At 71.9% G+C, this 25162-nt stretch carries 22 protein-coding genes; 12 read left to right on the top strand and 10 right to left on the bottom strand.

Annotated elements, in window-relative coordinates:
• Nucleotides 1–50: 50 nt before the first annotated feature.
• Nucleotides 51–527 (top strand): MarR family winged helix-turn-helix transcriptional regulator, encoded by a 477-nt coding sequence (locus ACY34M_RS29900; RefSeq protein ID WP_462721441.1) that lies wholly within the window; start codon nucleotides 51–53, stop codon nucleotides 525–527.
• A 5-nt stretch (nucleotides 528–532) separates the two neighbouring features.
• Here ACY34M_RS29900 and ACY34M_RS29895 read toward each other — a convergent pair whose 3' ends face one another.
• Together ACY34M_RS29895 and ACY34M_RS29890 are read right to left on the bottom strand one after the other, a co-directional pair.
• Nucleotides 533–1942, bottom strand: a complete 1410-nt coding sequence (locus ACY34M_RS29895; protein ID WP_462721476.1) for a sensor histidine kinase — start codon at nucleotides 1940–1942, stop codon at nucleotides 533–535.
• Nucleotides 1943–1947: 5 nt separating this feature from the next.
• On the bottom strand, nucleotides 1948–2619 hold the full coding sequence (locus ACY34M_RS29890) for a response regulator transcription factor (RefSeq protein ID WP_462721440.1): 672 nt from the start codon (nucleotides 2617–2619) through the stop codon (nucleotides 1948–1950).
• 156 nt (nucleotides 2620–2775) lie between these two features.
• On the opposite strand from ACY34M_RS29890, the gene ACY34M_RS29885 reads away from it, so the two are divergent.
• Nucleotides 2776–3411 carry a PepSY domain-containing protein gene (locus tag ACY34M_RS29885; protein ID WP_462721439.1) on the top strand — a complete coding sequence of 212 codons (636 nt, stop codon included), beginning with the start codon at nucleotides 2776–2778 and terminating at the stop codon, nucleotides 3409–3411.
• Between the two features lie 11 nt (nucleotides 3412–3422).
• Here the strand turns inward: ACY34M_RS29885 and ACY34M_RS29880 are convergent, their stop codons facing one another.
• The 3 genes from ACY34M_RS29880 to ACY34M_RS29870 all read right to left on the bottom strand — a co-directional run bounded on the left by ACY34M_RS29880 (nucleotide 3423) and on the right by ACY34M_RS29870 (nucleotide 7018).
• On the bottom strand, nucleotides 3423–4676 hold the full coding sequence (locus ACY34M_RS29880; RefSeq protein ID WP_462721438.1) for an MFS transporter: 1254 nt from the start codon (nucleotides 4674–4676) through the stop codon (nucleotides 3423–3425).
• A 140-nt stretch (nucleotides 4677–4816) separates the two neighbouring features.
• On the bottom strand, nucleotides 4817–5773 hold the full coding sequence (gene meaB / locus ACY34M_RS29875; RefSeq protein ID WP_462721437.1) for a methylmalonyl Co-A mutase-associated GTPase MeaB: 957 nt from the start codon (nucleotides 5771–5773) through the stop codon (nucleotides 4817–4819).
• Between the two features lie 42 nt (nucleotides 5774–5815).
• On the bottom strand, nucleotides 5816–7018 hold the full coding sequence (locus tag ACY34M_RS29870) for an acetyl-CoA C-acetyltransferase (protein ID WP_462721436.1): 1203 nt from the start codon (nucleotides 7016–7018) through the stop codon (nucleotides 5816–5818).
• Nucleotides 7019–7154: 136 nt separating this feature from the next.
• On the opposite strand from ACY34M_RS29870, the gene mce reads away from it, so the two are divergent.
• The 8 genes from mce (at nucleotide 7155) to ACY34M_RS29830 (ending at nucleotide 17879) form a co-directional block, all read left to right on the top strand.
• Nucleotides 7155–7595, top strand: coding sequence for a methylmalonyl-CoA epimerase (mce, locus tag ACY34M_RS29865; protein ID WP_462721435.1), 441 nt, complete (start codon nucleotides 7155–7157; stop codon nucleotides 7593–7595).
• 242 nt (nucleotides 7596–7837) lie between these two features.
• Nucleotides 7838–11890 carry a polarized growth protein Scy gene (gene scy, locus ACY34M_RS29860; RefSeq protein WP_462721434.1) on the top strand — a complete coding sequence of 1351 codons (4053 nt, stop codon included), beginning with the start codon at nucleotides 7838–7840 and terminating at the stop codon, nucleotides 11888–11890.
• Between the two features lie 193 nt (nucleotides 11891–12083).
• Complete coding sequence (locus tag ACY34M_RS29855; RefSeq protein ID WP_356373919.1) at nucleotides 12084–13019, top strand: coiled-coil domain-containing protein; 936 nt, start codon at nucleotides 12084–12086, stop codon at nucleotides 13017–13019.
• Nucleotides 13020–13203: 184 nt separating this feature from the next.
• The gene (locus ACY34M_RS29850) at nucleotides 13204–14256 is read left to right on the top strand and encodes an ABC transporter ATP-binding protein (protein WP_462721433.1); all 1053 of its coding nucleotides are present in this window, start codon (nucleotides 13204–13206) and stop codon (nucleotides 14254–14256) included.
• Nucleotide 14257: 1 nt separating this feature from the next.
• Complete coding sequence (locus tag ACY34M_RS29845) at nucleotides 14258–15028, top strand: ABC transporter permease subunit (protein ID WP_462721432.1); 771 nt, start codon at nucleotides 14258–14260, stop codon at nucleotides 15026–15028.
• 48 nt (nucleotides 15029–15076) lie between these two features.
• A complete protein-coding gene (locus ACY34M_RS29840; RefSeq protein ID WP_462721431.1) occupies nucleotides 15077–15790 on the top strand; it encodes a hypothetical protein in 714 nt (237 codons plus the stop codon).
• Between the two features lie 113 nt (nucleotides 15791–15903).
• Nucleotides 15904–17049, top strand: coding sequence for an ABC transporter ATP-binding protein (locus ACY34M_RS29835; RefSeq protein ID WP_462721430.1), 1146 nt, complete (start codon nucleotides 15904–15906; stop codon nucleotides 17047–17049).
• Entirely contained in the window at nucleotides 17046–17879 is an 834-nt protein-coding gene (locus tag ACY34M_RS29830; protein WP_462721429.1) for an ABC transporter permease subunit, read from the top strand. Before ACY34M_RS29835 ends, ACY34M_RS29830 begins: the two co-directional genes overlap by 4 nt.
• 15 nt (nucleotides 17880–17894) lie before the next feature.
• On the opposite strand, the gene ACY34M_RS29825 is transcribed toward ACY34M_RS29830, so the two are convergent.
• On the bottom strand, nucleotides 17895–18221 hold the full coding sequence (locus ACY34M_RS29825) for an ATP/GTP-binding protein (protein ID WP_462721428.1): 327 nt from the start codon (nucleotides 18219–18221) through the stop codon (nucleotides 17895–17897).
• A 212-nt stretch (nucleotides 18222–18433) separates the two neighbouring features.
• On the opposite strand from ACY34M_RS29825, the gene ACY34M_RS29820 reads away from it, so the two are divergent.
• The gene (locus ACY34M_RS29820; protein ID WP_462721427.1) at nucleotides 18434–19480 is read left to right on the top strand and encodes an LLM class flavin-dependent oxidoreductase; all 1047 of its coding nucleotides are present in this window, start codon (nucleotides 18434–18436) and stop codon (nucleotides 19478–19480) included.
• Between the two features lie 92 nt (nucleotides 19481–19572).
• Here the strand turns inward: ACY34M_RS29820 and ACY34M_RS29815 are convergent, their stop codons facing one another.
• The gene (locus ACY34M_RS29815; protein WP_462721426.1) at nucleotides 19573–19965 is read right to left on the bottom strand and encodes an SCO5389 family protein; all 393 of its coding nucleotides are present in this window, start codon (nucleotides 19963–19965) and stop codon (nucleotides 19573–19575) included.
• A 242-nt stretch (nucleotides 19966–20207) separates the two neighbouring features.
• Here ACY34M_RS29815 and nucS point away from each other — a divergent pair, with 242 nt between their 5' ends.
• On the top strand, nucleotides 20208–20879 hold the full coding sequence (gene nucS / locus ACY34M_RS29810; RefSeq protein ID WP_462721425.1) for an endonuclease NucS: 672 nt from the start codon (nucleotides 20208–20210) through the stop codon (nucleotides 20877–20879).
• A gap of 95 nt (nucleotides 20880–20974) precedes the next feature.
• Here the strand turns inward: nucS and ACY34M_RS29805 are convergent, their stop codons facing one another.
• The 3 genes from ACY34M_RS29805 to ACY34M_RS29795 form a co-directional block, all read right to left on the bottom strand.
• Entirely contained in the window at nucleotides 20975–23494 is a 2520-nt protein-coding gene (locus ACY34M_RS29805; RefSeq protein WP_462721424.1) for an ATP-binding protein, read from the bottom strand.
• A 229-nt stretch (nucleotides 23495–23723) separates the two neighbouring features.
• Nucleotides 23724–24047: an STAS domain-containing protein gene (locus tag ACY34M_RS29800; RefSeq protein ID WP_266714147.1), complete on the bottom strand. Its 324-nt coding sequence runs from the start codon at nucleotides 24045–24047 to the stop codon at nucleotides 23724–23726.
• Between the two features lie 206 nt (nucleotides 24048–24253).
• Entirely contained in the window at nucleotides 24254–25105 is an 852-nt protein-coding gene (locus tag ACY34M_RS29795) for a 3-hydroxyacyl-CoA dehydrogenase family protein (protein WP_462721423.1), read from the bottom strand.
• Nucleotides 25106–25162: the final 57 nt, after the last annotated feature.

Raw genomic sequence — 25162 nt, 5'->3', positions numbered from 1 at the left:
TCACCCCCCACATTCGTTCACCTTTCAACTTCTTAGGTAGAATCGATTCCATGGAGACCGAGACGGCCATGCCGTGGCTGACCGACGAGGAGCAGTGCGCCTGGCGCACGCACCTGGAGGTCAACAGACTGCTCAATTATCAGCTGGAGAAGGATCTCCAGCCCTTCGGCCTGACGATGAACGACTACGAGATCCTGGTGAACCTCTCCGAGGCCGAGGATCTCCGGATGCGGATGAGCGATCTCGCCGCGGCGACGCTCCAGTCCAAGAGCCGGCTGTCGCACCAGATCACCCGCATGGAGAACGCCGGCCTGGTCCGCCGCGAGAACTGCGAGTCGGACCGCCGCGGCCTCTACACCGTACTCACCGACTACGGCATGGAGACCATGCGGAAGGTCGCCCCGCACCACGTGGCGTCCGTCCGCAGGCACTTCGTCGACCTCATTTCCGCGCAGGAGCTGGGCAGCATGCGCCAGGCCCTGTCCCCCATCGCGGAACACCTGCGTTCGCAACGCGGCAAACCGTAGCGCCGCTAGTCGGCGGGCAGCGCGAGCGCGAAGAGAGCGCCGCCCTCCGGCGCGGAACGCACCATGAGCGTGCCGCCGTGCCGCTCCGCCACGTCGCGGGCGATGGCGAGGCCGAGACCGGCCCCGCCGCCGTCCCGGCTGCGTGCGTCGTCGAGCCGTACGAACCGCTCGAAGATCCGCTCGCGCTCGTCCTCGGGCACGCCCTGCCCGTCGTCCGCGACCTCCAGCAGCACCCGATCCCCCTCGGCACGCACCGCCACCCGGACCCCGGCGCGGGCGTGCCGCTGCGCGTTGTTCACGAGGTTGGCGAGGACCCGCGCCAACTGACCGCGTGAGCCGCTGACCCCGGGCACCTCCGTCACGTCCGCCGTGACCGGTACGCGGTCGCCCGTGCGCTGGGACAGCTCCTCGCGCACCAGGGCCGCGAGGTCAACCTCGGCGCCGCCGGGCTTCTCCCCCGCGTCGAGCCGGGCGAGCAGCAGCAGATCGGCGGCCAGCTCCTGCAAGCGCACGGTGTCCTCCACGGCGCCGTCCACATCCAGCAGCTCCGGGTGGGCGGCGCCCACTTCGAGCTGGGTGCGCAGCGAGGCGATCGGGCTGCGCAGCTCGTGCGAGGCGTCGGCGACGAACCGGCGCTGCCGCTCCACGGACGACTCCAGGGCGGCGAGCGTCTCGTTCGTGGTGCCGGCGAGCCGGGCCACTTCGTCGTGGGTGTCCGGTTCCGGCACCCGCCTGCCCAGGTCCTGCGACGCCGTGATCGCGGCCATCTCGGCCCGGATGCCCTCCACGGGACGCAGCGCGCGCCGGGTCACCAGCCAGGTGACGCCGCCGACGACGACGAGCAGCACGGGGAAACCGATCAGCATGGAGGTCAATGCCGTGTTGACCGCGCTCTTTTCGGCTTCGAGGGAGCCGCCCGCGTAGACGGTCAGATCCCCGAACGCGGTGTCCTCGACCTCGACCGCGGCGAACCGGTAGTCGGCGCTGTCGCCGTCGATGGTGGCGCTGCCTTCGGTGTAGTCGGTGTGGTCGGAGACGCTGCCGTTCCGGTTGTCGTCGTCTCCCCCGTCGTCGTCCCCGTCGTCGTCGGGGCGCGCCGCGCCGGGCGTCACCCCGCTCACGCCGGTGCCGGAGATCTTCTCCAGGTCCTCGGACGTGGCCAGCACCCTGCCGTCGTCGTCGACGACCTGCACCGGGTCCTCGTCGTCCAGGTCGAGGGAACGGGGCGCGGTGCCGGTGGCCAGGGCGGTGGCGACGCGGCGGGCGGTGGAGTCGGCGTCGCCGCCCGCCCGGTCGGTGAGGTTGCCGCGCAGCGAGAGCAGCACGGTGGCGCCGGCCGCGACCAGGGCGACCGCGACGACGAGTGTGGCGGCGAGGGCGGCGCGGGCCCGCACCGAGCTGAAGGGGCGCCGCAGCCTGCTCATCGGGGCGCCTCCAGGCGGTATCCGGCGCCGCGCACCGTGCGGATCAGCGAGGAGCCGAGCTTGCGCCGCAGCGCACTGACGTACACCTCGACGATGTTCGGGTCGCCCTCGTACGCGAAGTCCCACACGTGGTCGAGGATCTCGCCCTTGGAGACGACCTCACCGGCGCGGGTCACGAGCTGCTCCAGGACCGCGAACTCCTTGGTGGTGAGCGCGACTTCGCCGTTCTCGGCGTGGGTGACGCGGCGCGCGGCGGTGTCGACGGCGTAGGGGCCGACGGTGTGCACGGGGTTGGCGCCACCGGCGCTCCCCCGGCGCCGCAGCAGCGCCTTCACGCGTGCGACAAGCACCACGTACGAGAAGGGCTTGGTCAGATAGTCGTCCGCGCCGGTGTCGAGCCCCTCGGCCTCGTCGTACTCGCCGTCCTTCGCGGTCAGCATCAGGATCGGCACGTCGTTGCCCGCGGCGCGCAGGGCGGCGCAGACCCGGTAGCCGTTCATGCCCGGCAGCATGATGTCGAGCACGACCAGGTCGTACGCCACCTCGCTCGCCCGGTGCAGGCCCTCCAGGCCGTCGTGGACCACATCGACGGCGTAGCCCTCGGCGGTGAGGCCCTTGGCGAGGGACAGGGCGAGTCGCTTCTCGTCCTCGACGATCAACAGGCGCATGTGAGCAAGGGTCGCAGGTCGAACCTGAAGAACCCTGAAGGAACCTGAAGAGCCCTTCAGGCTTCTTCAGCGGGGCTTCAGGGTCGTACGGGCAGTGTGTTTCCCGAAGGACGGACAGGGCGGCCCGAAGTCGCCCACCAGACACGGGAGAAGCTCATGAAGCGCCGTACCACTGTCATCTCCGCCATCGCCGCCGTCGCCCTGCTCGGCGCGGGCACGGCCACCGCGGTCGCGGTCTCCGGCGACGACGGTTCGTCGAGCGCGACGCAGCAGTCGTCCGTGCGGGTCAAGGACGACGACGGCGTGAGCGACAACCAGGAAGAGGCGAACGAGGCGAAGGGCGCCAAGGTGTCGGCCGAGGACGCCATCGCCGCCGCCCTGAAGCACACACGCGGCACGGCCGTCGGCGCCGACCTCGACTCCGACGACGGCCGGCTCGTCTGGGACGTCGACGTGATCGGCTCCGGCGACAAGTGGAGCCACGTCGAGATCGACCCGGGCACCGGCAAGGTGCTCGGCTCCCACACCGAGCGCGACGACGACGGCGACGACAGCGCGGCCCGCGTCGCGGCGACCCTGAAGGGCGCGTCGACGTCGGCCGAGGACGCCGCCAAGGCCGCCGCTTCGAAGGGCACGGTCACCTCGGTGGACGCCGACGACGACGGCTCGGTGAAGGTCTGGGAGGTCGAGACGACGTCGCCGAACGGCACGCAGCACGACTGGCACGTGGACTTCCGCTCCGGCGCGGTGTCCGTGGACCACTCCTCGGACGACGACGGCGACGACGACTGACCCCCTACCGGTCATCGGGGCGCGGCACCGTGGTTGCACTCACGGGGCTCCGCCCCGGACCCCGCTGGCTCTCGTTCGAAAGGCGGGCTCAAAACACCGGCGCTCGGAGGCGCAGGAACGAGTGCCACCAGGAACGGGGCCAGGGCCGCTGCCGCGAAGCACACGGGCAGCGGGAGATGGCCCGCCAGGAGTCCCGCCCCGGCCGAACCGGCCGACATACCCGCGTTCAGGGACGTGTTGACCCACGCCCCGGCCTGCGTACGGAACCCGTCGTCCACCGACTCGTCCGCGATCAGGTACGCCGTGGTCAGCGCCGGAGCGACGAACAGGCCGACGCACGCCGCCGCCCCCGCGAGCGCGGACAGCCCGGGTGCGAGCGCCGCACCCCCCAGCGCCGCCGCCAGCCCGACCGCCAGGAACACCAGCCGGGAGTGGGCGGACCCGCGCCAGTCGACGGCGCCGTTGAGCAGCCCGCCCACCGCGCTGCCCGCCGACAGCGCCGCGAGGATCCACGCGGCCGCCCCGCCCCGCCCGCGCTCCTCGGCGAAGGCGAGGACGAGCAGGTCGACCGCCCCCAGCGCGGCCCCGACCCCGAGGGTCACCACCACGGGCTGCCGGAGCCGGCGGGCGACCTTCCCCCGGCCCGTACGACGGCGGCCGGACCGCGGCGCCGCGACCACCCCCGCCACCGCGGGCGAGGCGACGAACGCCAGCGTCCCGACGGCCACGAGGGCGGCGCTCAGGGCGACTCCGAAGGCGGCCGGGGCCCACAGCACCAGCACGCCCACCAGCAGCGGACCGCACACGAGCAGCAACTCCTCGGCGACCCCGTCCAGGCTGTACGCCCGCTGCAACAGCCGCCGGTCGTCGGACAGGAGCCGACCCCACACGGTGCGCATCGTGGGCCCGAGCGGCGGCGTGAGCGCCCCGGTCGGCAGGGCGAGCGCCACGAGCAGCCAACCGGGCGCCCCCGGTCTCCAGGCGACGGCGGCGAGGACCGCGAGCAGCGCCGCGTACGACAGGGCCATCGGGGGCAGCGCGCGGCGCGGCCCGTAGCGGTCGATGAACAGGGCGCGCAGCGGCGACAGGAGCACGCTGGCGGCGCCGTACAGCGCCATGACCGCGCCCGCGACGGCGTACGAGCCGGTGGCGGCGGTCACGGCGAGCATCAGGGAGAGAGCGACGGTCCCGTACGAGAGGCGCCCGAGCAGGGCGGCACCAAAGGTGCGCAGGGCGTACGGGGTCCGCAGCACGGCGGCGTACATGACGGTTTTCCTCCGGAACGAAGCATGCGTGGAGAACTCAACGGGGCGTGGACGCACCGGAGTTCTCTACGCACGGAGGAAAGACATGGCCGCACCGTAACAGGGTGCGGCCGGGGTGGACAGACGGTCGGGACAGGCCGTCAGGACCCCGTGAGGCCCTCCACCAGTTCGTCCGCGGCGCGGTAGGGGTCGAGGTCGCCGGAGACGATGCGCTCGGCGAGGGCGCCGAGGCGGCGGTCGCCGGAAAGGTCGCCGATCCGCTCGCGCAGCGTCGTCACCGCGATCGTCTCGACCTCGCGCGCCGCACGCGCCGCGCGCCGCTCGGCGAGCACGCCGTGCTCCTCCATCCACGCCCGGTGCTTCTCCAGGGCCTCGACGACCTCGTCGACGCCCTCGCCGCGCGCCGCGACCGTCTTCACGATCGGGGGGCGCCAGTCGCCGGGGGCCCGGGACTCGCCGAGCCCCAGCATGTGGTTGAGCTCGCGTGCCGTGGAGTCGGCGCCGTCCCGGTCCGCCTTGTTGACCACGTACACGTCGCCGATCTCCAGGATTCCGGCCTTGGCCGCCTGGATCCCGTCGCCCATACCGGGCGCGAGCAGCACCACCGACGTGTCCGCCTGCGAGGCGATCTCGACCTCGGACTGACCGACGCCGACCGTCTCGACGAGGATCACGTCGCACCCGGCGGCGTCCAGCACCCGGATCGCCTGCGGCGCGGCCCACGCGAGCCCGCCGAGGTGTCCGCGCGTCGCCATCGAGCGGATGTAGACACCGGGGTCGGAGGCGTGCTCCGACATCCGGACCCGGTCACCGAGCAGCGCACCGCCGCTGAACGGCGACGACGGGTCGACGGCGAGCACGCCGACCCGCTTCCCGGTCCGCCGGTACGCGCTCACGAGCGCCGACGTGGAGGTCGACTTGCCGACACCGGGCGATCCGGTGAGCCCGACGACGTAGGCACCGCCCGTGAGCGGGGCCAGCGCCGCCATGACCTCGCGCAGCTGCGGGGACGCCCCCTCGACCAGCGAGATCAGCCGGGCCACGGCCCGCGGCCTGCCCTCCCTCGCCTGCGCGACCAGCGTGGGGACGTCCTGCATCACAGCTCCGTTCGCCAGTTCCTGTGCCCTTACGAAGAAGGGTTACGCCTTGGGTACCCGCACGACCAGCGCGTCACCCTGACCGCCACCGCCGCACAGGGCGGCCGCGCCGATGCCGCCGCCGCGCCGCTTCAGCTCCAGGGCGAGGTGCAGCACGATGCGCGCGCCGGACATCCCGATCGGGTGACCCAGGGCGATGGCCCCGCCGTTGACGTTCACCTTTTCCGAGGACACTCCGAGGTCCTTCATTGACTGCACCGCGACGGCGGCGAAGGCCTCGTTGATCTCGATGAGGTCGAGGTCCTCGGTGGCGATGCCCTCCTTCTTGAGGGCGTGCGCGATCGCGTTCGAAGGCTGCGACTGCAACGAGTTGTCCGGGCCCGCGACATTGCCGTGCGCGCCGATCTCGGCGATCCACTCGAGGCCCAGCTCCTGCGCCTTCGCCTTGCTCATGACGACGACCGCGGCGGCCCCGTCCGAGATCTGCGAGGAGGTGCCGGCGGTGATCGTGCCGTCCTTCGCGAACGCGGGGCGCAGCTTGCCGAGCGACTCGGTGGTCGTCTCGCCGCGGATGCCCTCGTCCTTGCTGAAGACGACGGGCTCGCCCTTGCGCTGCGGGATCTCGACGGGCGTGATCTCGGCCTCGAACACGCCGTTCTTCTGCGCGGCGGCGGCCCGCTGGTGGGAGAGCGCCGCGATCTCGTCCTGCTCGGGACGGGCGATGCCGAGGCGGGTGTTGTGCTTCTCCGTGGAGGCACCCATGGGGATGTTCTCGAAGGCGTCGGTGAGGCCGTCGTACGCCATCGCGTCGAGCATCTCGACGGCGCCGTACTTGTAGCCCTCGCGGGACTTCGGCAGCAGGTGCGGGGCGTTCGTCATCGACTCCTGGCCGCCGGCCACGACGATGTCGAATTCGCCGGCGCGAACGAGCTGGTCGGCGAGCGCGATGGCGTCGAGCCCGGACAGACACACCTTGTTGATCGTGAGCGCCGGGACGTTCATCGGAATGCCCGCCTTGACCGCGGCCTGGCGCGCCGGGATCTGCCCTGCCCCGGCCTGCAGCACCTGGCCCATGATCACGTACTGCACCTGGTCGCCACCGATTCCCGCACGGTCGAGGGCGGCCTTGATCGCGAAGCCGCCGAGGTCGGCTCCGGAGAAGGACTTGAGCGAGCCGAGCAGTCGGCCCATGGGCGTCCGCGCGCCCGCGACGATCACTGACGTGGTACCGGTCGTTCCTGACATGAGGCACGGCCCCTTGGAGGTGAGGAGTGAACGAGGGTTTACTCGAATGTACTGACCGGTATGCGCCGCGTCATCGCCACGACGGTGTGATCGCGCGCACGTTGCGTAACCACTCGGTCCGCGCTGCACTGACAGCATGCTGACGCGAATCGACCACATCGGGATCGCCTGCTTCGACCTCGACAAGACAGTCGAGTTCTACCGGGCGACGTACGGCTTCGAGGTCTTCCACTCCGAGGTCAACGAGGAGCAGGGCGTGCGCGAGGCCATGCTCAAGATCAACGAGACGAGCGACGGGGGCGCGTCCTACCTCCAGCTGCTCGAACCCACCCGCGAGGACTCCGCCGTCGGCAAGTGGCTGGCCAAGAACGGCGAGGGTGTGCACCACATCGCCTTCGGCACGGCCGACGTCGACGCGGACGCGAGCGCCATCAAGGACAAGGGCGTACGCGTCCTGTACGACGAGCCCCGGCGCGGCTCGATGGACTCGCGGATCACGTTCCTGCACCCCAAGGACTGCCACGGCGTACTCACCGAACTCGTCACCGCCGCACCGAAGGAGTCGACGGAGCACTGACCTCCACATAGTCGGGCCGGTAGGGTTGTGGGGCGACTGACGTCTCGGGCGGCCAGTCGTGGGCCGGGGTCCGGGTTTCGGGGGACGAGGGTCGGAGCAAGTCGGGCAGCGGACGGCATCAGCCGTAACGGTCCGACGGCACCGGCTGGTTCGATCTGACACCATTCCCCGGGGGCCTCGTTCGCGGAATGGGCGGGGCTCGTAAGAAGAACTTGCGACCAGGGGACGGATGGGACCGCGCAGTGCGGGGCTATGAGAGCCAGGACGGCCGTCGGCCGGCTGAGACCGACCATCTCTCGCGGTTCGAAGCCGAGATGGATCGGCTGAAGACCGAGCGGGAGAAGGCCGTCCAGCACGCCGAGGACCTCGGCTACCAGGTGGAGGTGTTGCGCGCCAAGCTGCACGAGGCGCGCCGCAGCCTCGCGACCCGGCCTGCCTACGACAGCGCGGACCTCGGCTACCAGGCCGAGCAGCTCCTCCGTAACGCGCAGCTCCAGGCCGACCAGCTGCGCGCCGATGCCGAGCGCGAGCTGCGCGACGCCCGCGCGCAGACCCAGCGCATCCTCCAGGAGCACGCCGAGCAGCAGTCCCGGCTCCAGTCCGAGCTGCACACGGAGGCCGTCAACCGCCGTCAGCAGCTCGACCAGGAGCTCGCGGAGCGCCGCCGCACGGTCGAGACGCACGTCAACGAGAACGTGCAGTGGGCCGAGCAGCTGCGCGCCCGCACCGAGCAGCAGGCCCGCCGCCTCCTCGACGAGTCCCGCGCCGAGGCCGACCAGGCGCTCGCCGCCGCCCGCACCGAGGCCGAGCGCGTCGCCGAGCAGGCCCGCCAGCGCCTCACCTCCGAGGCCGAGGAGGCGCGCTCCGAGGCGCAGTCGATCCTGGCCCGCGCCCGCCAGGACGCCGAGCGCCTGCTGAACGCCGCGTCGACGCAGGCCCAGGAGGCCACCGACCACGCCGAGCAGCTGCGCACGTCGACGAGCGAGGAGTCCGAGCAGGCCCGCCGCAGGTCCGGCGAGCTGAGCCGGGCCGCCGAGCAGAAGATCGCCGAGGCGGACAGCGCGCTGCGCGAGGCCCGCGCCGAGGCCGAGAAGGTGCTCGCGGAGGCGAAGGACGCCGCGGCCAAGCAGCTCGCCGGCGCCGAGTCGACCAACGAGCAGCGCACCCGCACCGCCAAGGAGCAGGTGGCCCGCCTGGTGGGTGAGGCCACCAAGGAGGCCGAGGCCACCAAGGCGGAGGCCGAGCAGCTCGTCGCCGACGCGCGCGCCGAGGGCGAGAAGCTGATCGCGGAGGCCAAGGAGAAGGCCCGTACGGTCACCGCCGAGGAGACGGCGGGCGAGCTCGCGAAGGCCGCGCGCACCGCGGAGGACGTGCTCAACAAGGCGTCCGAGGAAGCGAAGACGACGACGAAGGCGGCGGCCGACGACGCCGAGCGGATCCGCGCCGAGGCCGAGGCCGAGGCGGACCGGCTGCGCGCCGAGGCGCACGACCTGGCCACGGAGCTCAAGGGCGCGGCCAAGGACGACACCAAGGAGTACCGCGCCAAGACCGTCGAGCTCCAGGAGGAGGCACGCCGCCTGCGCGGCGAGGCCGAGCAGCTGCGGGCCGAGGCCGTCGAGGAGGGCGAGCGGATCCGGGCGGAGGCCCGCCGCGAGGCCGTCCAGCAGATCGAGGAGTCGGCCAGCACCGCCGAGCAGCTGCTCGCCAAGGCGAAGGCCGACGCCGACGAGCTGCGCGGCGACGCGACGACGGAGAGCGAGCGCGTCCGCACCGAGGCCATCGAGCGGGCCACGTCGCTGCGCAAGCAGGCCGAGGAGACGCTGGAGCGCACGCGCGCGGAGGCCGAGCGGTACCGCACCGAGGCCGAGGAGCAGGCCGAGACCACCCGGTCCGACGCGGAGCGCGCGGCGCAGGAGCTCAAGGACGCCGCCGAGCGCGCCATGGAGACCAAGCAGGAGGAGGCGGCCCGGGAGCTGACCCGCCTGCACACGGAGGCCGAGGAGCGTCTGACCTCGGCGGAGACGGCGCTGAACGAGGCGCGGGAGCAGGGCGAGACGCTGCGCCGCGAGGCCTCGGAGGAGGCCGACCGGCTGCGCGCGGAGGCCGCCGAGCGCGCCCGTACGGTGCAGGCGCAGGCCGAGACGGAGGCCGAGCGCCTTCGTACGGAGGCCGCGGCCGACGCCTCGACGAGCCGCTCCGAGGCCGAGAACGCGGCTGTGCGGATGCGCACCGAGGCCGCCACCGAGGCCGAGCGCCTCAAGACGGAGGCGCAGGAGTCCGCCGACCGGACCCGCGCCGAGGCGCGGACGGCCGCCGAGCGGATCGCCGCCGAGGCCGCCGAGACGCTGGCCGCCGCGCAGGACGAGGCGGCGCGGCGCCGTCGCGAGGCCGAGGAGACGCTCGGCAGCGCGCGCGAGGAGGCCGAGCAGGAGCGCGAGCGGGCCCGCGAGCAGAGCGAGGAACTGCTCGCCGTGGCGCGCGCCCGCGTCGAGGAGGCACAGGCCGAGGCCGTACGCCTGGTCGAGGAGGCCGACCGGCGGTCGACCGAGATGGTCTCCACCGCCGAGCAGACGGCTCAGCAGGTGCGCGACTCCGTGGCCGGTCTGCACGAGCAGGCCCAGGAGGAGATCACCGGGCTGCGCAGCGCCGCCGAGCACGCCGCGGAGCGCACCAGGACGGAGGCGCAGGAGGAGGCCGACCGGGTCCGCTCCGACGCCTACGCGGAGCGGGAGCGCGCCACCGAGGACGCGAACCGGGTCCGGGCCGACGCCACCGCCGAGGCGGAGGCCGCCAAGGCCATGGCGGAGCGCACCGTCTCGGAGGCCTTCACGGAGGCGGAGCGGCTGCGCACGGAGGCGTCCGAGCACGCGCAGCAGGTCCGCACGGAGGCCTCCGACCTGCGGACGGCCGCCGACCAGGACGCCTCGCGCACCCGCGCCGACGCCCGCGAGGACGCCAACCGGATCCGCTCCGACGCGGCCGAGCAGGCCGACACGCTGATCACCGAGGCGACCACCGAGGCCGAGCGCCTGACGACGGAGACCAACGCGGAGGCGGAGCGGGTCCGTTCCGAGTCCACGGCGCGGGCCGAGCAGTTGGTGGGCGACGCCACCAGCGAGGCCGAGCGGCTGACCGCCGAGTCCACGGCGAAGGCCGAGAAGCTCGTCGGCGACGCGACCGCGGAGGCCGAGCGGCTGCGCGCCGAATCGACGGCCGCCGCCGAGCAGTTGACCAGCGAGACGCAGGCCGAGGCCGAGCGCGTACGGGCCGAGTCCGTCGCCAAGGCCGAGAAGCTGATCTCGGACGCGTCCGGCGACGCGGAGCGGCTGCGCGCCGAGGCCGCCGAGACGGTCACGTCCGCGCAGCAGCACGCCGAGCGGATCCGCAGCGACGCCGAGCGCGTCAAGGCGGACGCCGCGGCGGAGGCCGAGAGCATCACGGCGGCCGCCCGCGAGGAGGCCGAGCGCACCCTGGACGAGGCCCGCAAGGACGCCAACAAGCGGCGTACGGAGGCCGCCGAGCAGGTCGACAAGCTGATCACGGAGTCCGCGACCGAGGCCGACAAGCTGACGCGCGAGGCGCAGGAGACGGCGCAGAAGACGACCGCCGACGCGGAGTCGCAGGCCGACACGATGGTCGGCGCGGCCCGCACGGAGGCCGAGCGCCTGGTCTCGGAGGCGACCGTCGAGGGCAATTCGATCGTCGAGAAGTCCCGTACGGACGCGGACGAGTTGCTCGTCGGCGCCCGCAGGGACGCGACGCAGATCCGGGAGCGCGCCGAGGAGCTGCGCGACCGGATCACCGCCGAGATCGAGGAGTTGCACGAGCACGCGCGCCGCGAGTCCGCGGAGGCCATGAAGAGCGCGGGCGAGCGCTGCGACGCCCTGGTCAAGGCCGCGGAGGAGCAGCTGTCCGAGGCGCAGGCCAAGGCCAAGGAGATGCTGAGCGACGCGAATTCGGAGGCCGGCAAGGTCCGTATCGCCGCCGTGAAGAAGGCCGAGGGCCTGCTCAAGGAGGCCGAGCAGAAGAAGACCGAGCTGTCCCGCGAGGCGGACAAGATCAAGGCGGACGCGGAGGAAGAAGCGACCGCTATGCTCGAGAAGGGCCAGCGGGAGCTCGACGTGCTGGTCAGGCGTCGCGAGGACATCAATGCCGAAATCTCCCGTGTCCAGGACGTACTGGAGGCGTTGGAGAGTTTTGAGGCTCCGTCCGGCGGGGGAGGCAAGGACGGCGGCGTCAAGGCGGGGGCCGCGGCAGGTGCCACACGTTCGAGTGGCAAGAGCTCGGAGGGCTAGCCATTCGGCCAACAACCGTGCTCACCAAGGACCTTGGTCCCGGTTCCTGGCAAGCACTCCGTCCCTACGCCACTCAAAAGGGGTGACATTCTAGAGCCGAAGGCTGATCAATACGACATCTGCCCGATGACACGCCGCTACGCCCCCTAGGATTCCCCCTATCACCTCACCGGTCTCATTCGACAGGAACCCCATGAGCGACACTTCCCCCTACGGCTTCGAGCTTGTGCGGCGTGGGTACGACCGCGCTCAGGTGGACGAACGGATCTCCAAGCTCGTCTCCGACCGTGACAGCGCTCTCGCTCGCATCACTGCTCTGGAAAAGCGCATCGAGGAACTCCACCTCGAGACGCAGAACGCTCAGGCACAGGTGAACGACGCGGAGCCGTCGTACGCCGGCCTCGGCGCCCGCGTCGAGAAGATTCTCCGCCTCGCCGAGGAGGAGGCCAAGGACCTGCGCGAAGAGGCCCGCAGGGCCGCCGAGCAGCACCGGGAGCTCGCCGAGTCCGCGGCCCAGCAGGTGCGCAACGACGCGGAGTCCTTCGCCGCCGAGCGCAAGGCCAAGGCCGAGGACGAGGGCGTTCGGATCGTCGAGAAGGCGAAGGGCGAGGCCACCGCGCTGCGCACCGAGGCGCAGAAGGACGCGCAGTCCAAGCGCGAGGAGGCGGACGCCCTCTTCGAGGAGACGCGCGCCAAGGCCGCCCAGGCCGCCGCCGACTTCGAGACGAACCTGGCCAAGCGCCGCGAGCAGTCCGAGCGCGACCTGGCCTCCCGTCAGGCCAAGGCCGAGAAGCGCCTCGCCGAGATCGAGCACCGCGCCGAGCAGCTCCGCCTCGAGGCCGAGAAGCTCCGCACGGACGCCGAGCGCCGCGCGCGCCAGACGGTCGAGACGGCCCAGCGCCAGGCCGAGGACATCGTGGCGGACGCGAACGCCAAGGCGGACCGTATCCGCAGCGAATCCGAGCGCGAGCTCGCGGCCCTCACCAACCGCCGCGACTCGATCAACGCCCAGCTGACGAACGTCCGCGAAATGCTGGCGACGCTCACGGGCGCGGCGGTGGCCGCCGCAGGCGCCCCGGCGGAGGACGAGCCGGTCTCCCGAGGAGTTCCGGCCCAGCAGTCCCGCTAGCCGCGGTTCTACCCGTCGCCCCCTGCGAGCCCCGCCCGGGTCCCGCAGGGGGCGTCTTGCTGCACCGTGCCCCGCCACGGGGCTCCACCCCGGACCCCGCTGCTCAATCGCCGCAGGGGCTTGAAAGATCAAGCCCGGCCCCACTTGAGTGGCCGACCCCTATGACCCGTTTTAGCGTGGCTGCATGATCGAGCTCTCGGGGCTGACCAAGCGATACGGCGAGAAGACGGCCGTGGACGACCTCACCTTCTCCGTCCGGCCAGGAATCGTCACCGGCTTCCTCGGCCCCAACGGCGCGGGCAAGTCCACCACCATGCGGATGATGCTGGGCCTGGACAACCCGACGGCGGGCGACGTCCGCATCGACGGCAAGCACTACTCCCAGCTGAAGGACCCCCTGCGCTACATCGGCGCCCTGCTCGACGCGAAGGCGATGCACGGTGGCCGCAGCGCCTACAACCACCTCCTGTGCCTGGCGCAGTCCAACGGCATCCCCAAGAGCCGGGTGAACGAGGTGCTGGACACCGTCGGCCTCACGGCCGTGTCCCGCAAGAAGGCCAAGGGCTTCTCCCTCGGCATGGGTCAGCGGCTCGGCATCGCGGGCGCGCTGCTCGGCGACCCGCAGATCCTGATGTTCGACGAGCCGGTCAACGGACTCGACCCCGAGGGCATCCACTGGATCCGCAACCTGATGAAGTCCCTCGCGGCGGCGGGCCGCACGGTCTTCGTCTCCTCCCACCTGATGAGCGAAATGGCGCTCACCGCGGACCACTTGGTCGTCATCGGGCAGGGGCACCTCCTGGCCGACATGTCGATGCCGGAGTTCATCCGGCAGAACTCACGCTCGTACGTCCGACTGCGCTCGCCGCAGCGCGAGCGCCTGCTCGACGTGCTGCACCGGTCCGGCATCACGGTCGTGGAGTCCGGCGGCGCCCTGGAGGTGGACGGCCACTCCGCCGAGGAGCTCGGCGAGCTCGCCGCGAGCCACCAGCTCGTCCTGCACGAACTGAGCCCGCAGCAGGCCTCCCTGGAAGAGGCGTTCATGCAGCTGACGGCGGAGTCGGTGGAGTACCACGCGCACTCGTCCGCACCGGACCAGCAGGCACCCCAGAATCCGCAAGGCCCGCAGAACCCACAGACCCCGCAAGCCCCGCAGCCCCCGCAGAACCCGCAGCAGTCCGGCTGGGGCGCGAGCTGGAACCAAGCGCAGGACCCGAACCGAGAGAAGGGCGCCTGAGATGGCCGCGGCCCAGGTCCTCCGCTCCGAGTGGACCAAGATCAAATCGGTGAACTCGACGGCCCTCACCCTCGGCCTCGCCGTCGTCGTCTCCGTCGGACTCGGCATGCTGATCAGCGCCTTCACCGGCAACGAGTTCGACAAGATGTCGACCGGGGACAAGCTGACCTTCGACCCGACCTTCATCTCCTTCTCCGGCCTCACCCTCGGCCAGCTCGCGATGCTGGTCTTCGGGGTCCTCGTGGTCGCGAGCGAGTACAGCACGGGCATGATCCGCACCTCGCTGGCGGCGGTCCCGCAGCGCGGCACGTTCCTGTTCTCCAAGATCCTGGTCGCGGCGCTGCTGGCGCTCGCCGTCTCGCTGGTGATCAGCTTCGCGTCGTTCTTCCTCGGCCAGCTGATGCTCGGCGACCACAGCACGGACATCGGCGCCCCGAACGTGCTGCGCGCGGTGTTCGGAGCCGCCGTCTACATGACGCTGATGACGATGTTCTCCATGGGCATCGCCGCGGTGCTCCGCTCCCCCATGCTCGCGCTCGGCATCCTGATGCCGTTCTTCTTCCTGGTGTCGCCGATCCTCGGCAGCGTCTCGGCGACGAAGAAGGTCGCCCAGTACTTCCCCGACCAGGCGGGCACGAAGATCATGCAGGTGGTGACGCCGCCGAACGACGACTCGCCGTACGGTCCGGGAGGCGGGCTCGCGATCCTGCTGGTGTGGGTGGCCGTGGCCCTGATCGTCGGATACGTGCTGCTGAAGAAGCGGGACGCGTAGACGGGCCGCCTGGAACAGCCGTCCACCCCTGCCCTAGCCTGCGGCCCCATGGCGCTCATCGACCCCGGCCGCACCCTCGCCGCCCTCGGCTACGACACCGTCCCCGCCCTCAGCCCGCTCAGCTACCCCGGCCGCCCGGTCACCGCCCCGGCCCTCCTCATGGACGACGAGCTCCTCGACCTCGACGTGGAGCGCGAGCTGCCCCGCTGGGCCGCGGACCGCACCCCCGTCCTCGCCGTCGGCTCCAACGCGGCCCCCGCCCAGGTCGCCCACAAGCTGAGGAAGCTCGGTCTGCCGGTCGCCGTGCCGATGGTGCCGGTCCGCACCCGCGGCATCGGCGTCGGCTGCTCCGCGCACATCGGCCGCAACGGATACGTCGCCGTCGCCCCCTACCCGGATCCGCGGGCCGAGCGCACCCTCGTCGTGTCCTGGCTCGACGCGGCCCAGCTGAAGGCGGTCGACGCCACGGAGCTGCCGAACTACCGCAGGACCGCCGTCCCCGGCGCACCCGTGCCCGGTCTGCAGATGTACGTCGGCGAGCACGGCGTTCTCGTCGACCCGGCCACCAGAGCCCCACGACCCGGCGGCGGCGACCAGGCGGGCCTCCTGAGCGCCCTCATGGCGGCCTCCACGGAGCTGGCCGCGCTGCTCGGGCCCACTCCACGGGACTGGGTGCGCCGCGCCGCCGCCTCCCCCGCCGTGCGCGAGGAGGGCACCCGGCTCCTGCACACGGCCGGAACCGTCCCCTCCGGCCCCGCCTGACCCTTTGCTCACTCTTGGCCGGAACCGTCAGCGCCCGTATACGCTCCTAACCCTTACGGGGGCGTCTGCCCCGACGTCCTGAAACTCTCAGAACCTTCCGATGGGTGCGGAGAATGATCGAGGCAGTCGGCCTGACGAAGCGCTACGGCGCGAAGACAGCCGTGTACAACCTTTCCTTCCAAGTACGGCCGGGGACCGTGACCGGGTTCCTCGGGCCGAACGGCTCGGGCAAGTCCACGACGATGCGCATGATCCTCGGCCTCGACCAGCCGACCGCAGGCCGTGTGACCATCGGCGGCTACCCGTACAGCAAGCTGCCGAACGCGCCGCGCCACGTGGGCGCGCTGCTCGACGCGAAGGCCGTGCACGGCGGCAGGACCGCCCGCAGCCACCTGCTGAGCCTCGCCCAGCTCTCCGGCATCCCGGCCCGCCGGGTCGACGAGGTGCTCGGCGTCGTCGGGCTGCAGGACGTCGCGAAGCGGCGCTCCAAGGGGTTCTCGCTCGGCATGGGCCAGCGGCTCGGCATCGCCGCGGCGCTCCTCGGCGACCCGCAGGTGCTGCTCTTCGACGAGCCGGTCAACGGTCTCGACCCCGAGGGCATCCTCTGGGTCAGGAACCTGATGAAGCAGCTCGCCTCCGAGGGGCGGACCGTCTTCGTCTCCTCCCACCTGATGAGCGAGATGGCGCTCACCGCCGAGCACCTGATCGTCATCGGACGCGGACAGCTGCTCTCCGACATGAGCGTCAAGGACTTCATCGCGCACAACTCCGCCGGCTTCGCCCGGGTCCGTACGCCGGACAGCGAGCCGCAGCAGCGCGAGAAGCTGACCGCCGCGCTGACCGAGGCGGGCGGCCAGGTGCTGCCCGAGCAGGACGGCGGGCTGCGGGTCACGGGCCTGCCGCTGCCGCGCATCAGCGATCTCGCGCACGGCGCGGACGTACGGCTGTGGGAGCTGTCGCCGCACCAGGCCTCGCTGGAGGAGGCGTACATGCGGATGACGCAGGGCGCCGTCGACTACCGCTCGACCGCGGACCAGCGTGCGGGCTTCCAGGAGCCGCTGCCACCCGGCATGGTGCCGCCCGCCCAGATGCCGGTGCCGGGCCAGGACCAGCCGGGCTGGTACGCCCCGCCGCCGCCCCAGGCCCCGGCCCAGCAGCCGGTCGTGGACCAGAACCCGTACGCGGCCCCGGTCGCCCCGCCGGCCCCGCCGGCCGCCCCGAGCCCGACCGCCCCGCCGATGGACAAGGACGCCCGATGAGCACGCCGCCCCAGCCCCTCACCGCACCCGGCGCCTCGTACGCCTCGCCGATCCCGATCCGCAAGGCCCACCTCGGCGACGCGCTGGTCTCGGAGTGGACGAAGATCCGCTCCGTGCGCTCCACGATGTGGACGCTGGGCGTGATGATCGTGCTGATGGTCGGCATCGGTCTCGCCTCGGCCGCCGTGGTCGCCTCCGACGACGGACCGGCGCCTAGCGGCAACCAGGTGCTCGGCCTCGGCTTCTTCGGCACGCTGCTCGGCACCATCTGCGTGATGACCCTCGGCGTCCTGACCATCGCCTCCGAGTACGGCACCGGAATGATCCGTACGACGATGACGGCCTGTTCCAGCCGGAGCCGGGTGCTCGCCGCCAAGGCGATCGTCTTCTTCGTCCTCGTCACGGTGCTGACCACGGTGTGCGCCGCGCTCGTCGGCGCGCTCCAGATGGGCATCGTGGGCGTGGACTCGCCGGAGACCGGCACGCTGATCAAGGCGACGTTCGGCGTCGGCCTGTTCGTCGCGCTGCTCGGCCTGCTCGGTCTCGCCGTCGGCACGCTCGTCCGGCACTCGGCGGGCGCGATCACCATCATGGTCGGCATCGTGCTGCTGCCGCTGGTCATGGCGATCTTCATGTTCTCGGAGTCGCTCAAGGACCTTCAGCAGGCGCTGCTGGAGTACTCGGTCCCCAGCCAACTCGCGGTGCTCTACGACAACTCGGTGACCGCGGGATCGGGCCCGACGGGCTGGCAGCCGCTGTGGATCATGGCGGCGATCACCGCCGTGGCGCTCGGCGGCGCGTTCCTGACGCTGCAGAACCGCGACGTGTGAGCGGGGCGCGGTACGTCAGTACCGCGGCGCGTTCCTGGACCGCTGCACCTTCGTGGTGCGGCGGTCCTTCGCGTTCCAGCACGCCTTGTGCCAGTGCCGCCGGTCGTCCACTCCCCCGTACTCGGGCCAGGCGACGACATGTGCGACCCCGGAGGCGATCTCCTGGTCGCAGCCGGGGCAGCGGTACGTCTTTCCGACGGCGCTCGCGCCCGCCACATGGCGCACGCTCCACTGCTCGCCCTGCCAGCTCTCGGAGAACTGGAACCCGCCGTAGCGCCTCCCCACATCCTCACTGCTGCTGGACGATCCGCCTGCTTTGGGGCGGTTGCGGCGCGGAGACACGTCTCACCTCGGGACGTCGATACGGAGCAGGCGGTCGTGTCCAGCCTACGCCGACAGCCGGGGAGCACCTGAAAGACAGCCGGCCGTGCCACGCGTCAAGACTTGCCGGAAAATCCGCCAATCTTCTTGGGACGCCGTGTCTTTGGCACTTGCCAAACGTTATTGCCTTTAGGGGGAATGCCCGCGTCGGCGCCAAGGAAGGCAGGAGTGCGATGCGTGTAGGAACGTTTGTACTGGCCGCCCAGTTTCCGGGTCAGGGGCAGGGAGAGGCACTGCACCGCGCGGTGCGGTCCGCCGAGGTCGCCGAGGAGGCCGGGCTCGACTCGGCATGGCTCGCCGAGCACCACTTCGTGCCGTACGGGACGTGTCCCTCGGCCGTCACGCTGGCCGCGCTGCTGCTCGGCCGCACGAACACGCTGCGGGTCGGCACGGCGGTCAGTGTGCTGCCGACCGCGCACCCGGTGGCCCTCGGCGAGCAGGCGGCGCTGCTGCACGTCACGTCGGGCGGCCGGTTCTCGCTCGGCGTCGGCAGGGGCGGCCCCTGGGTGGACCTGGAGGTCTTCGGGGCGGGCCTGGAGTCGTACGAGGAGGGGTTCCCGGAATCCCTCGACCTGCTGCTGCGATGGCTGCGGGACGAGCGTGTCGGGGGCACCGGCGAGCGGTTCGCCTTCCGGGAGGTACCGGTCGTACCGCGCCCGGCGGAGGCCCTCGGCGGGGCGGTCGGCGAAGCGGGCCGGGAAGGGCCGGAAGTGGTCGTCGCCTGTACGTCACCGAAGACCGTGCGGCTCGCCGCCGAGCGGGGCCTGCCGATGCTGCTCGGCATGCACATCGGGGACGAGGAGAAGGCGGAGATGGTCGGCCTGTGGCGGCGCTGCGCGCGCGAGGCGGGCCGCTCGGGCGAGGAGATCCTCTCGGCGGCGCACGTGTCCGCGGGTGTCGCCCAGATCGGTGACAGCGAGTCGGAGGCCGGGGAGACACTCCTGAAGGCGATGCCGGGCTGGCTGAAGCAGGGGCTTGACGCCCATGTGACGGTCGACGGCAGAGCGCGGGCGATGCGCGACCCGCATGCTTACACGGAGTTGCTGTGCTCCCTGCACCCGGTCGGCACCCCGCAGTTGTGCGCGGACCGGCTGGCGGCCACGTCGGAGCGGACGGGGATCACCCGCTTCGCCCTGCTCGTCGAGGGCTCGGGGGACCTCACGGCCACGGAAGAGAACGTGCGGCGCCTCGGCGCCGAGGTACTGCCTCAACTGGACTGACCTCGCCACGACTTCACCTCGGCGCCCACCGCCCCGTACAGATGCACCTCCCGCATACGGGGCGGCGGGCAAGGTTGTTACACCCTCAGCCCTCAGCAGTCACGAAGTTCCGGTGACTGGTTGAGCAGCTGATTGCGGGCCGAGGTGAAGCGGGCGAGCGTCTCGTCCACCGCCGGGTCCTGCGGGAACACCGCGATCCGGTGGCAGTTCTGGAACGCAAGCCGGACACCGAAGTGCCGCTGCAGCGCGCCACGTATCGCGTCACTCGCGAGCGCACGCAGAAGCTGTCCACGTGCCTGCTCGTCCGGGGGCGGCGTCTGGTTGTCGGCGAATGCTCCGCCGTCGACCTTCAGCTGAGCCACCAGGGAGCTGATCATCTCCCATGCGTAAGGCAGGGAGGTCCGGACGCAGTCGACGAAATCCTTTTCGTCAACCTCGCCTCGCTCGGCCTGTTCCAACAGTGCCGGTGAGACGTCGAGCGACATGGGTTCTCCTCTCGCACCCCCGGGGAGCGGGGGTTGACGGACAGGGCAGAAGTCCACGGCACGCACGGGCCCATGGACACGCAGCGTGCACGCGCCGCGACCTCCTGCATCTACGGTAGGCAACGTGTCCGACCGGCAACAGGGCGTAGGGGTATTCGTTCGCACACAACCGGCCAATGGCGAACGCACGCTTACTAGGGCGAAGTGCATGGACCATTGGTGGTCGAGTAGCGTTGCCGACCATGCGTCTCGTCATCGCCCGTTGCTCCGTGGACTACGCGGGCCGGCTCACCGCCCATCTCCCGTCGGCACCCCGCCTCATCCTCGTGAAGGCGGACGGCAGCGTCTCGATCCACGCGGACGACCGTGCCTACAAGCCCCTGAACTGGATGTCGCCGCCGTGCACCCTGAAGGAGGGCACCGGCGACGAAGAAGGCAAGTGGACGGTCGTCAACAAGGCGGGCGAGAAGCTCATCATCACGATGGAGGAAATCCTCCACGACTCCTCGCACGAGCTCGGCGTGGACCCCGGCCTCATCAAGGACGGCGTCGAGGCCCACCTCCAGGAGCTGCTCGCCGACCGCATCGACACGCTCGGCGAGGGCTACTCGCTCATTCGCCGCGAGTACATGACGGCGATCGGCCCCGTCGACATCCTGTGCCGGGACGCCGACGGGGGGACCGTCGCCGTCGAGATCAAGCGCCGCGGTGAGATCGACGGAGTCGAGCAACTCACGCGCTACCTGGAGCTGTTGAACCGCGATCCGCACCTCGCCCCGGTGAAGGGCATCTTCGCGGCGCAGGAGATCAAGCCGCAGGCGCGAGTGCTTGCGACCGACCGGGGTATCGGTTGCGCCGTGCTGGACTACAACGCGCTTCGGGGCATCGAGGACGACAAGTTGCGGCTCTTCTGAGGGCTGCGGTGGTCCGGGGTTGACGTCTCGGGGCGCCGCCCCGGACCCCGCGCCTCAATCGCCGGCGGGGCTTGCACAATCCCGCCCTTACCGACTCACATGACCCCGCTCGGCGAGCCCGGTGTCGTCGTGATCGGGCCGCTCGCCGTGTCGGACGTGTCCGGAGTCGTCGTCGGGGTCGTCGGTGGCGTGGTGGTCGGGTCCGGCGGAGGCGTGGTCGTCGGCGGCCTGGTCGTCGGCGGTGTCGTGGGCGGCCTCGACGGGGACGTGGTCGGCGGCTTGCTCGGCGACTTCGTGGGCGACTTGCCCGGCGACTTCGTCGGGCCGTCCGGTGTCTTCGATCCGCTCGGTCCGTCCGACGGAGTGCCGGTGGCGCCGCTCGACGGCGTCGGGTCGTCCGCCGTGCCCGGCACGCCGTCCGCGCCGGGGTCGCTCGGCGTCGCGCTCGATCCGCCACCGCCGCCGCCCGCCTTGTCGGCGCCGAGGTCCCCGCCGCTCTCCCCCGCCGTGGCCGACGGATTCGTGTCGACCTTGTTCGACGGCGGGTCGTCGTTGCCCGACGTGGCGCCGAGCGTGACGACCGTGCCGAGGACCGCCGCGAGCAGCGCGCCCGCGCCCGCCGCCACCATGTTGCGCCGGGCGCCGCCGGCCACCGACTTGCGCGAGGGCGCCCTGCCGCCGGCGAAGGTCGGAGTGGGCGGGGCCGACGGAGAGCCCTGACGGGTCACCAAGGTGTCGTCCTCGTCCGGCTCTTCGGGCGCCTGCGCGGGGACGCCGCCGGGCGGCGAGGCCGACTCCTCGTACATCGCGTCCGGGACCTCTTCTCCGGCCGCCGTGCGCCCACCGGGCAGCACGCCGCCCGAGCGGTCGGCGACCAGGGCGAGGGCCCGGCGTCCGGCGATCGTGCCGCGCTTGTCGGCGACGGCGCCGCGCAGCGCGATGGAGGCCTCCAGCTCCACACGGGCCCGGTCGAGCTGCCCGCCGAGGAGCGCGAGGATGCCCAACTCGTGGTGGAAGTAGGCCTCTTCGGCCACCTCCCCCGTGGAGCGCGTCGCTTCGAGTCCGACCCTGAGGGCGCGCTCCCACGCGCTCCAGGCGAGTCCGGCGGCGAGGGCGGGCGCGGCGGCGCGGGCCAGTTCCCCGGCCACGAGCCCGTCGGTCCCGGCCGTCGCCGCGAGCGCTGCGAGCAGCGCGTCGGACTCGGCGGTGACCCGCTCGGGCCCCACCGACGGGTGCGCGGCCCACCAGGCGTAGTGCTGGGCGGCGGTGCGCCCGCGTCCCGCGGCGTCGCTGTCGTAGCCGGCGGACCGCAACTGCCGGAGCACGCCCGCGGCGAGGCGGTAGCGGCCGCCGACCGGGGTGACGAGCGCGCAGGAGACGAGTTCGGAGAGGGCGGCGTCGGCGTGCGTGTCGCCGACGAGGGCCGGCAGATGCGCCTGGTGCGGGATCTCGCCGCCGAGCGCGACCGCGAACTCCAGCGTGGCGCGCGCGGACGCGCCGAGCCGGGACGCGAGCAGCGCGGCGGGCGCGGCGGCCTCGGCGAGCGAGGGCAGCGGCACGTCGTGCCCGTCGGCGCCGAAGGGCGCGTCGACGGGGGCCGCGTCGGGACCCTCGTAGTAGCCGAAGGCGTCGAAGGCCGCCGGGTCGGTGCGGAGTTGGTCGCGCTGCCGGAGCAGGGCCCCGGCCTGGACGAAGCGGAGCGGCAGGCCCTCGGACTCGAACCAGAGGTCGGCGGCCCACTGCGCCTCCTCGTCGGTGAGCACCCGGCCGACGGACCGCTCGAGGAGATCCTGGGCGCCGCCGCGGCCGAGCCCGGCGAGGAAGACCTCCTCGACGTGCGAGTCCGGGGACGGCGCGGGCACGTCGGGCGTCGCGGACAGCAGGAAGGCGCACTCGGGCGTCGCTTCGAGGAGTTCGTCGAGCGCGGCGCCGCCGAACTCCAGGTCGTCGAGGACGACGACGGCGCCGATCTCGTGGACGATCTCCAGCAGCAGCGCCCGGTCGGGGCGGTGCAGCGGCGCGTGGTGGACCGCGGCGAACAGGGCGTACAGCAGGTCCTCGACGGAGCGCCGGTGGCCGCTGAGGCGGACGACTCCGTCGGGCGCCAGGTCGGCGCAGTCCTCGGTGACCTGGTCGAGCAGCGCCGTGCGCCCGGCTCCCGCGGGCCCCGTGAGCCGTACGGAGCGGCCGCGCGCCAGGAGTCGTACCAGGCGCTCGCGCTCCTCCTGTCGCTCCAGGAGCGGCAGTTGGGGCTGGGCGGGGCCGGGTGGCAGCGGCGGCTTGGCGGCGCGGGCGAGCGCCGCCCGCTCCGTGGCGTCGTACTTCGCGGGCCGGTCCGGGCGCTCGCCGGGCGGGCAGGGTTCGATCTCGCTGCCGTCGACGGGATTGACGGTCAGCAGGTGTTCGCCACTGACGAGTTGCACGGCGCGGGCGGGTGCGGGCGGCAGCCGGCTGAAGTCGGCCGCATCGGGCTCTCCCCTGCTCGGTCGCGGCGGAGAGCCCGCGGGAGTACGGGGGGAAGGGTCACGGGGCGGCCCCTGTCGTGCCCCGCCGTCCACTCCCCCGTCGCGCTGGTCCTGGCTGGAATCTTCCGGTCCCCGGTTCATCGGGTCCATGATCAAAGCCCCCCATAAGCGTGGTGTGCCGCTTGCCCCTCCCGGCCTGGACATACCGCGCTGTCGCTCTGCTCAGTATCTACGAAGCCGGGAGGTGCGGCGCCGCCCGAGACGTCACAGTCTCATGAGGATTGTCAGCGAATCCGGCCGGAGGGACTGGTTCACCCCTTCCGGGGGCATACCTTCCGGTCGACCGCGCAACTCCGGTTCACGCGACCGGCGTTCGGCCTCAGACGCGCGGCAGGGACTCGACGCCGATGCCGCCCTCGATGGCGAGGATCCGGTGCAGTCTGGTGGCGACGAGCAGTCGCTGCATCTGGGGTGGCACGCGGCGCAGCACGAGGCGGCGGCCGCAGCGGCCCGCCCGGCGGTGGGCGCCCATGATGACGCCGAGGCCGGTCGCGTCCCAGGAGTCGAGTTCGGACAGGTCGAGCACCAGGTCGCCGATTCCGTCGTCGACGGCGGTGTGCAGGACCGAACGGGCGTCCGCCGCGCTGCGGACGTCGAGGCGGCCCCCGACGACCAGCTCGACGTGGTCGCCCCTGATGTACATATGCGCTCCCCGTGGGAATTCCAGAAGTGGTCGGCGTGGTCGGAGTACGCGACTGCTTCTTCTGAGCCGGTACTCAGCTGTTCATGTGATCCGGGTGATCTGGGTATGTCACTGCAACTGACGGGCCGCGGGGGCCGAAAGTTGCCGTCTGTAAGCGAACCGATACCGAATTCACCCCGAGGGGTGACATGGCATCAGCCGTGCGGTCAATCGTGCTTGTAGAAGCCCTGCCCGCTCTTGCGTCCGATGTCACCGGCGTCCACCATCCGGCGCATCAGCTCCGGCGGTGCGAACTTCTCGTCCTGTGACTCGGTGTAGATGTTCTCGGTCGCGTGCAGCAGGATGTCGACGCCCGTCAGGTCGGCGGTGGCGAGCGGTCCCATCGCGTGTCCGAAGCCCAGCTTGCAGGCGACGTCGATGTCCTCCGCGGTGGCGACCCCCGACTCGTACAGCTTCGCGGCCTCGACGACGAGGGCCGAGATGAGACGGGTCGTCACGAAGCCGGCGACGTCCCGGTTCACCACGATGCAGGTCTTGCCGACGGACTCGGCGAACTCCCGCGCGGTGGCGAGGGTTTCGTCGCTCGTCTTGTAGCCGCGCACCAGCTCGCACAGCTGCATCATCGGCACGGGCGAGAAGAAGTGCGCGCCGACGACGCGCTCGGGGCGAGCGGTCGCAGCCGCGATCTTGGTGATCGGGATGGCCGAGGTGTTCGAGGCGAGCACCGTGTCGTCCCGCACGATCTTGTCGAGCGCGCGGAAGATCTCGTGCTTGACCTCGAGCTTCTCGAAGACGGCCTCGACGACGACGTCCGCGTCGGCCGCCGCGTCCAGGTCGGTGGTCGCCGTGATGCGGCCGAGCGCGGCCTCGGCGTCGGCGGCGTCGAGCTTCCCCTTGCCCACGAACTTCTCGTACGAGGCCTTGATTCCGTCGGTGCCGCGCGTGAGCGCTTCGTCGGTGACGTCGCGCAACACGACGTCCCAGCCCGCCCGGGCGGAGACCTGCGCGATACCCGACCCCATGAGGCCGGCTCCGATGACGGCGAGCTTCCTTGCCACGTACGTGTCCCCTAACCGCGTGTCCCGCGCGACCGCTCAACCACTGTTTACGTTGCT

It is taken from the genome of Streptomyces sp. EDA2-14 (genome assembly GCF_054963755.1).
This window is presented reverse-complemented; position numbering and strand designations above follow the sequence as displayed.

Bases quoted from the DNA above. Each gene is read 5' to 3' on its own strand.
- ACY34M_RS29845 (WP_462721432.1), top strand. From the start codon at position 14,258: ATGGCCGCGGCCCAGGTCCTCCGCTCCGAGTGGACCAAGATCAAATCG.
- mce (WP_462721435.1), top strand. From the start codon at position 7,155: ATGCTGACGCGAATCGACCACATCGGGATCGCCTGCTTCGACCTCGAC.
- ACY34M_RS29815 (WP_462721426.1), bottom strand. From the start codon at position 19,965: ATGTCGCTCGACGTCTCACCGGCACTGTTGGAACAGGCCGAGCGAGGC.
- ACY34M_RS29830 (WP_462721429.1), top strand. From the start codon at position 17,046: ATGAGCACGCCGCCCCAGCCCCTCACCGCACCCGGCGCCTCGTACGCC.
- nucS (WP_462721425.1), top strand. From the start codon at position 20,208: ATGCGTCTCGTCATCGCCCGTTGCTCCGTGGACTACGCGGGCCGGCTC.
- ACY34M_RS29900 (WP_462721441.1), top strand. From the start codon at position 51: ATGGAGACCGAGACGGCCATGCCGTGGCTGACCGACGAGGAGCAGTGC.
- ACY34M_RS29870 (WP_462721436.1), bottom strand. From the start codon at position 7,018: ATGTCAGGAACGACCGGTACCACGTCAGTGATCGTCGCGGGCGCGCGG.
- ACY34M_RS29890 (WP_462721440.1), bottom strand. From the start codon at position 2,619: ATGCGCCTGTTGATCGTCGAGGACGAGAAGCGACTCGCCCTGTCCCTC.
- ACY34M_RS29855 (WP_356373919.1), top strand. From the start codon at position 12,084: ATGAGCGACACTTCCCCCTACGGCTTCGAGCTTGTGCGGCGTGGGTAC.
- ACY34M_RS29840 (WP_462721431.1), top strand. From the start codon at position 15,077: ATGGCGCTCATCGACCCCGGCCGCACCCTCGCCGCCCTCGGCTACGAC.
- meaB (WP_462721437.1), bottom strand. From the start codon at position 5,773: ATGCAGGACGTCCCCACGCTGGTCGCGCAGGCGAGGGAGGGCAGGCCG.
- ACY34M_RS29885 (WP_462721439.1), top strand. From the start codon at position 2,776: ATGAAGCGCCGTACCACTGTCATCTCCGCCATCGCCGCCGTCGCCCTG.
- ACY34M_RS29850 (WP_462721433.1), top strand. From the start codon at position 13,204: ATGATCGAGCTCTCGGGGCTGACCAAGCGATACGGCGAGAAGACGGCC.
- ACY34M_RS29820 (WP_462721427.1), top strand. From the start codon at position 18,434: ATGCGTGTAGGAACGTTTGTACTGGCCGCCCAGTTTCCGGGTCAGGGG.
- ACY34M_RS29835 (WP_462721430.1), top strand. From the start codon at position 15,904: ATGATCGAGGCAGTCGGCCTGACGAAGCGCTACGGCGCGAAGACAGCC.
- ACY34M_RS29805 (WP_462721424.1), bottom strand. From the start codon at position 23,494: ATGGACCCGATGAACCGGGGACCGGAAGATTCCAGCCAGGACCAGCGC.
- ACY34M_RS29800 (WP_266714147.1), bottom strand. From the start codon at position 24,047: ATGTACATCAGGGGCGACCACGTCGAGCTGGTCGTCGGGGGCCGCCTC.
- ACY34M_RS29880 (WP_462721438.1), bottom strand. From the start codon at position 4,676: ATGTACGCCGCCGTGCTGCGGACCCCGTACGCCCTGCGCACCTTTGGT.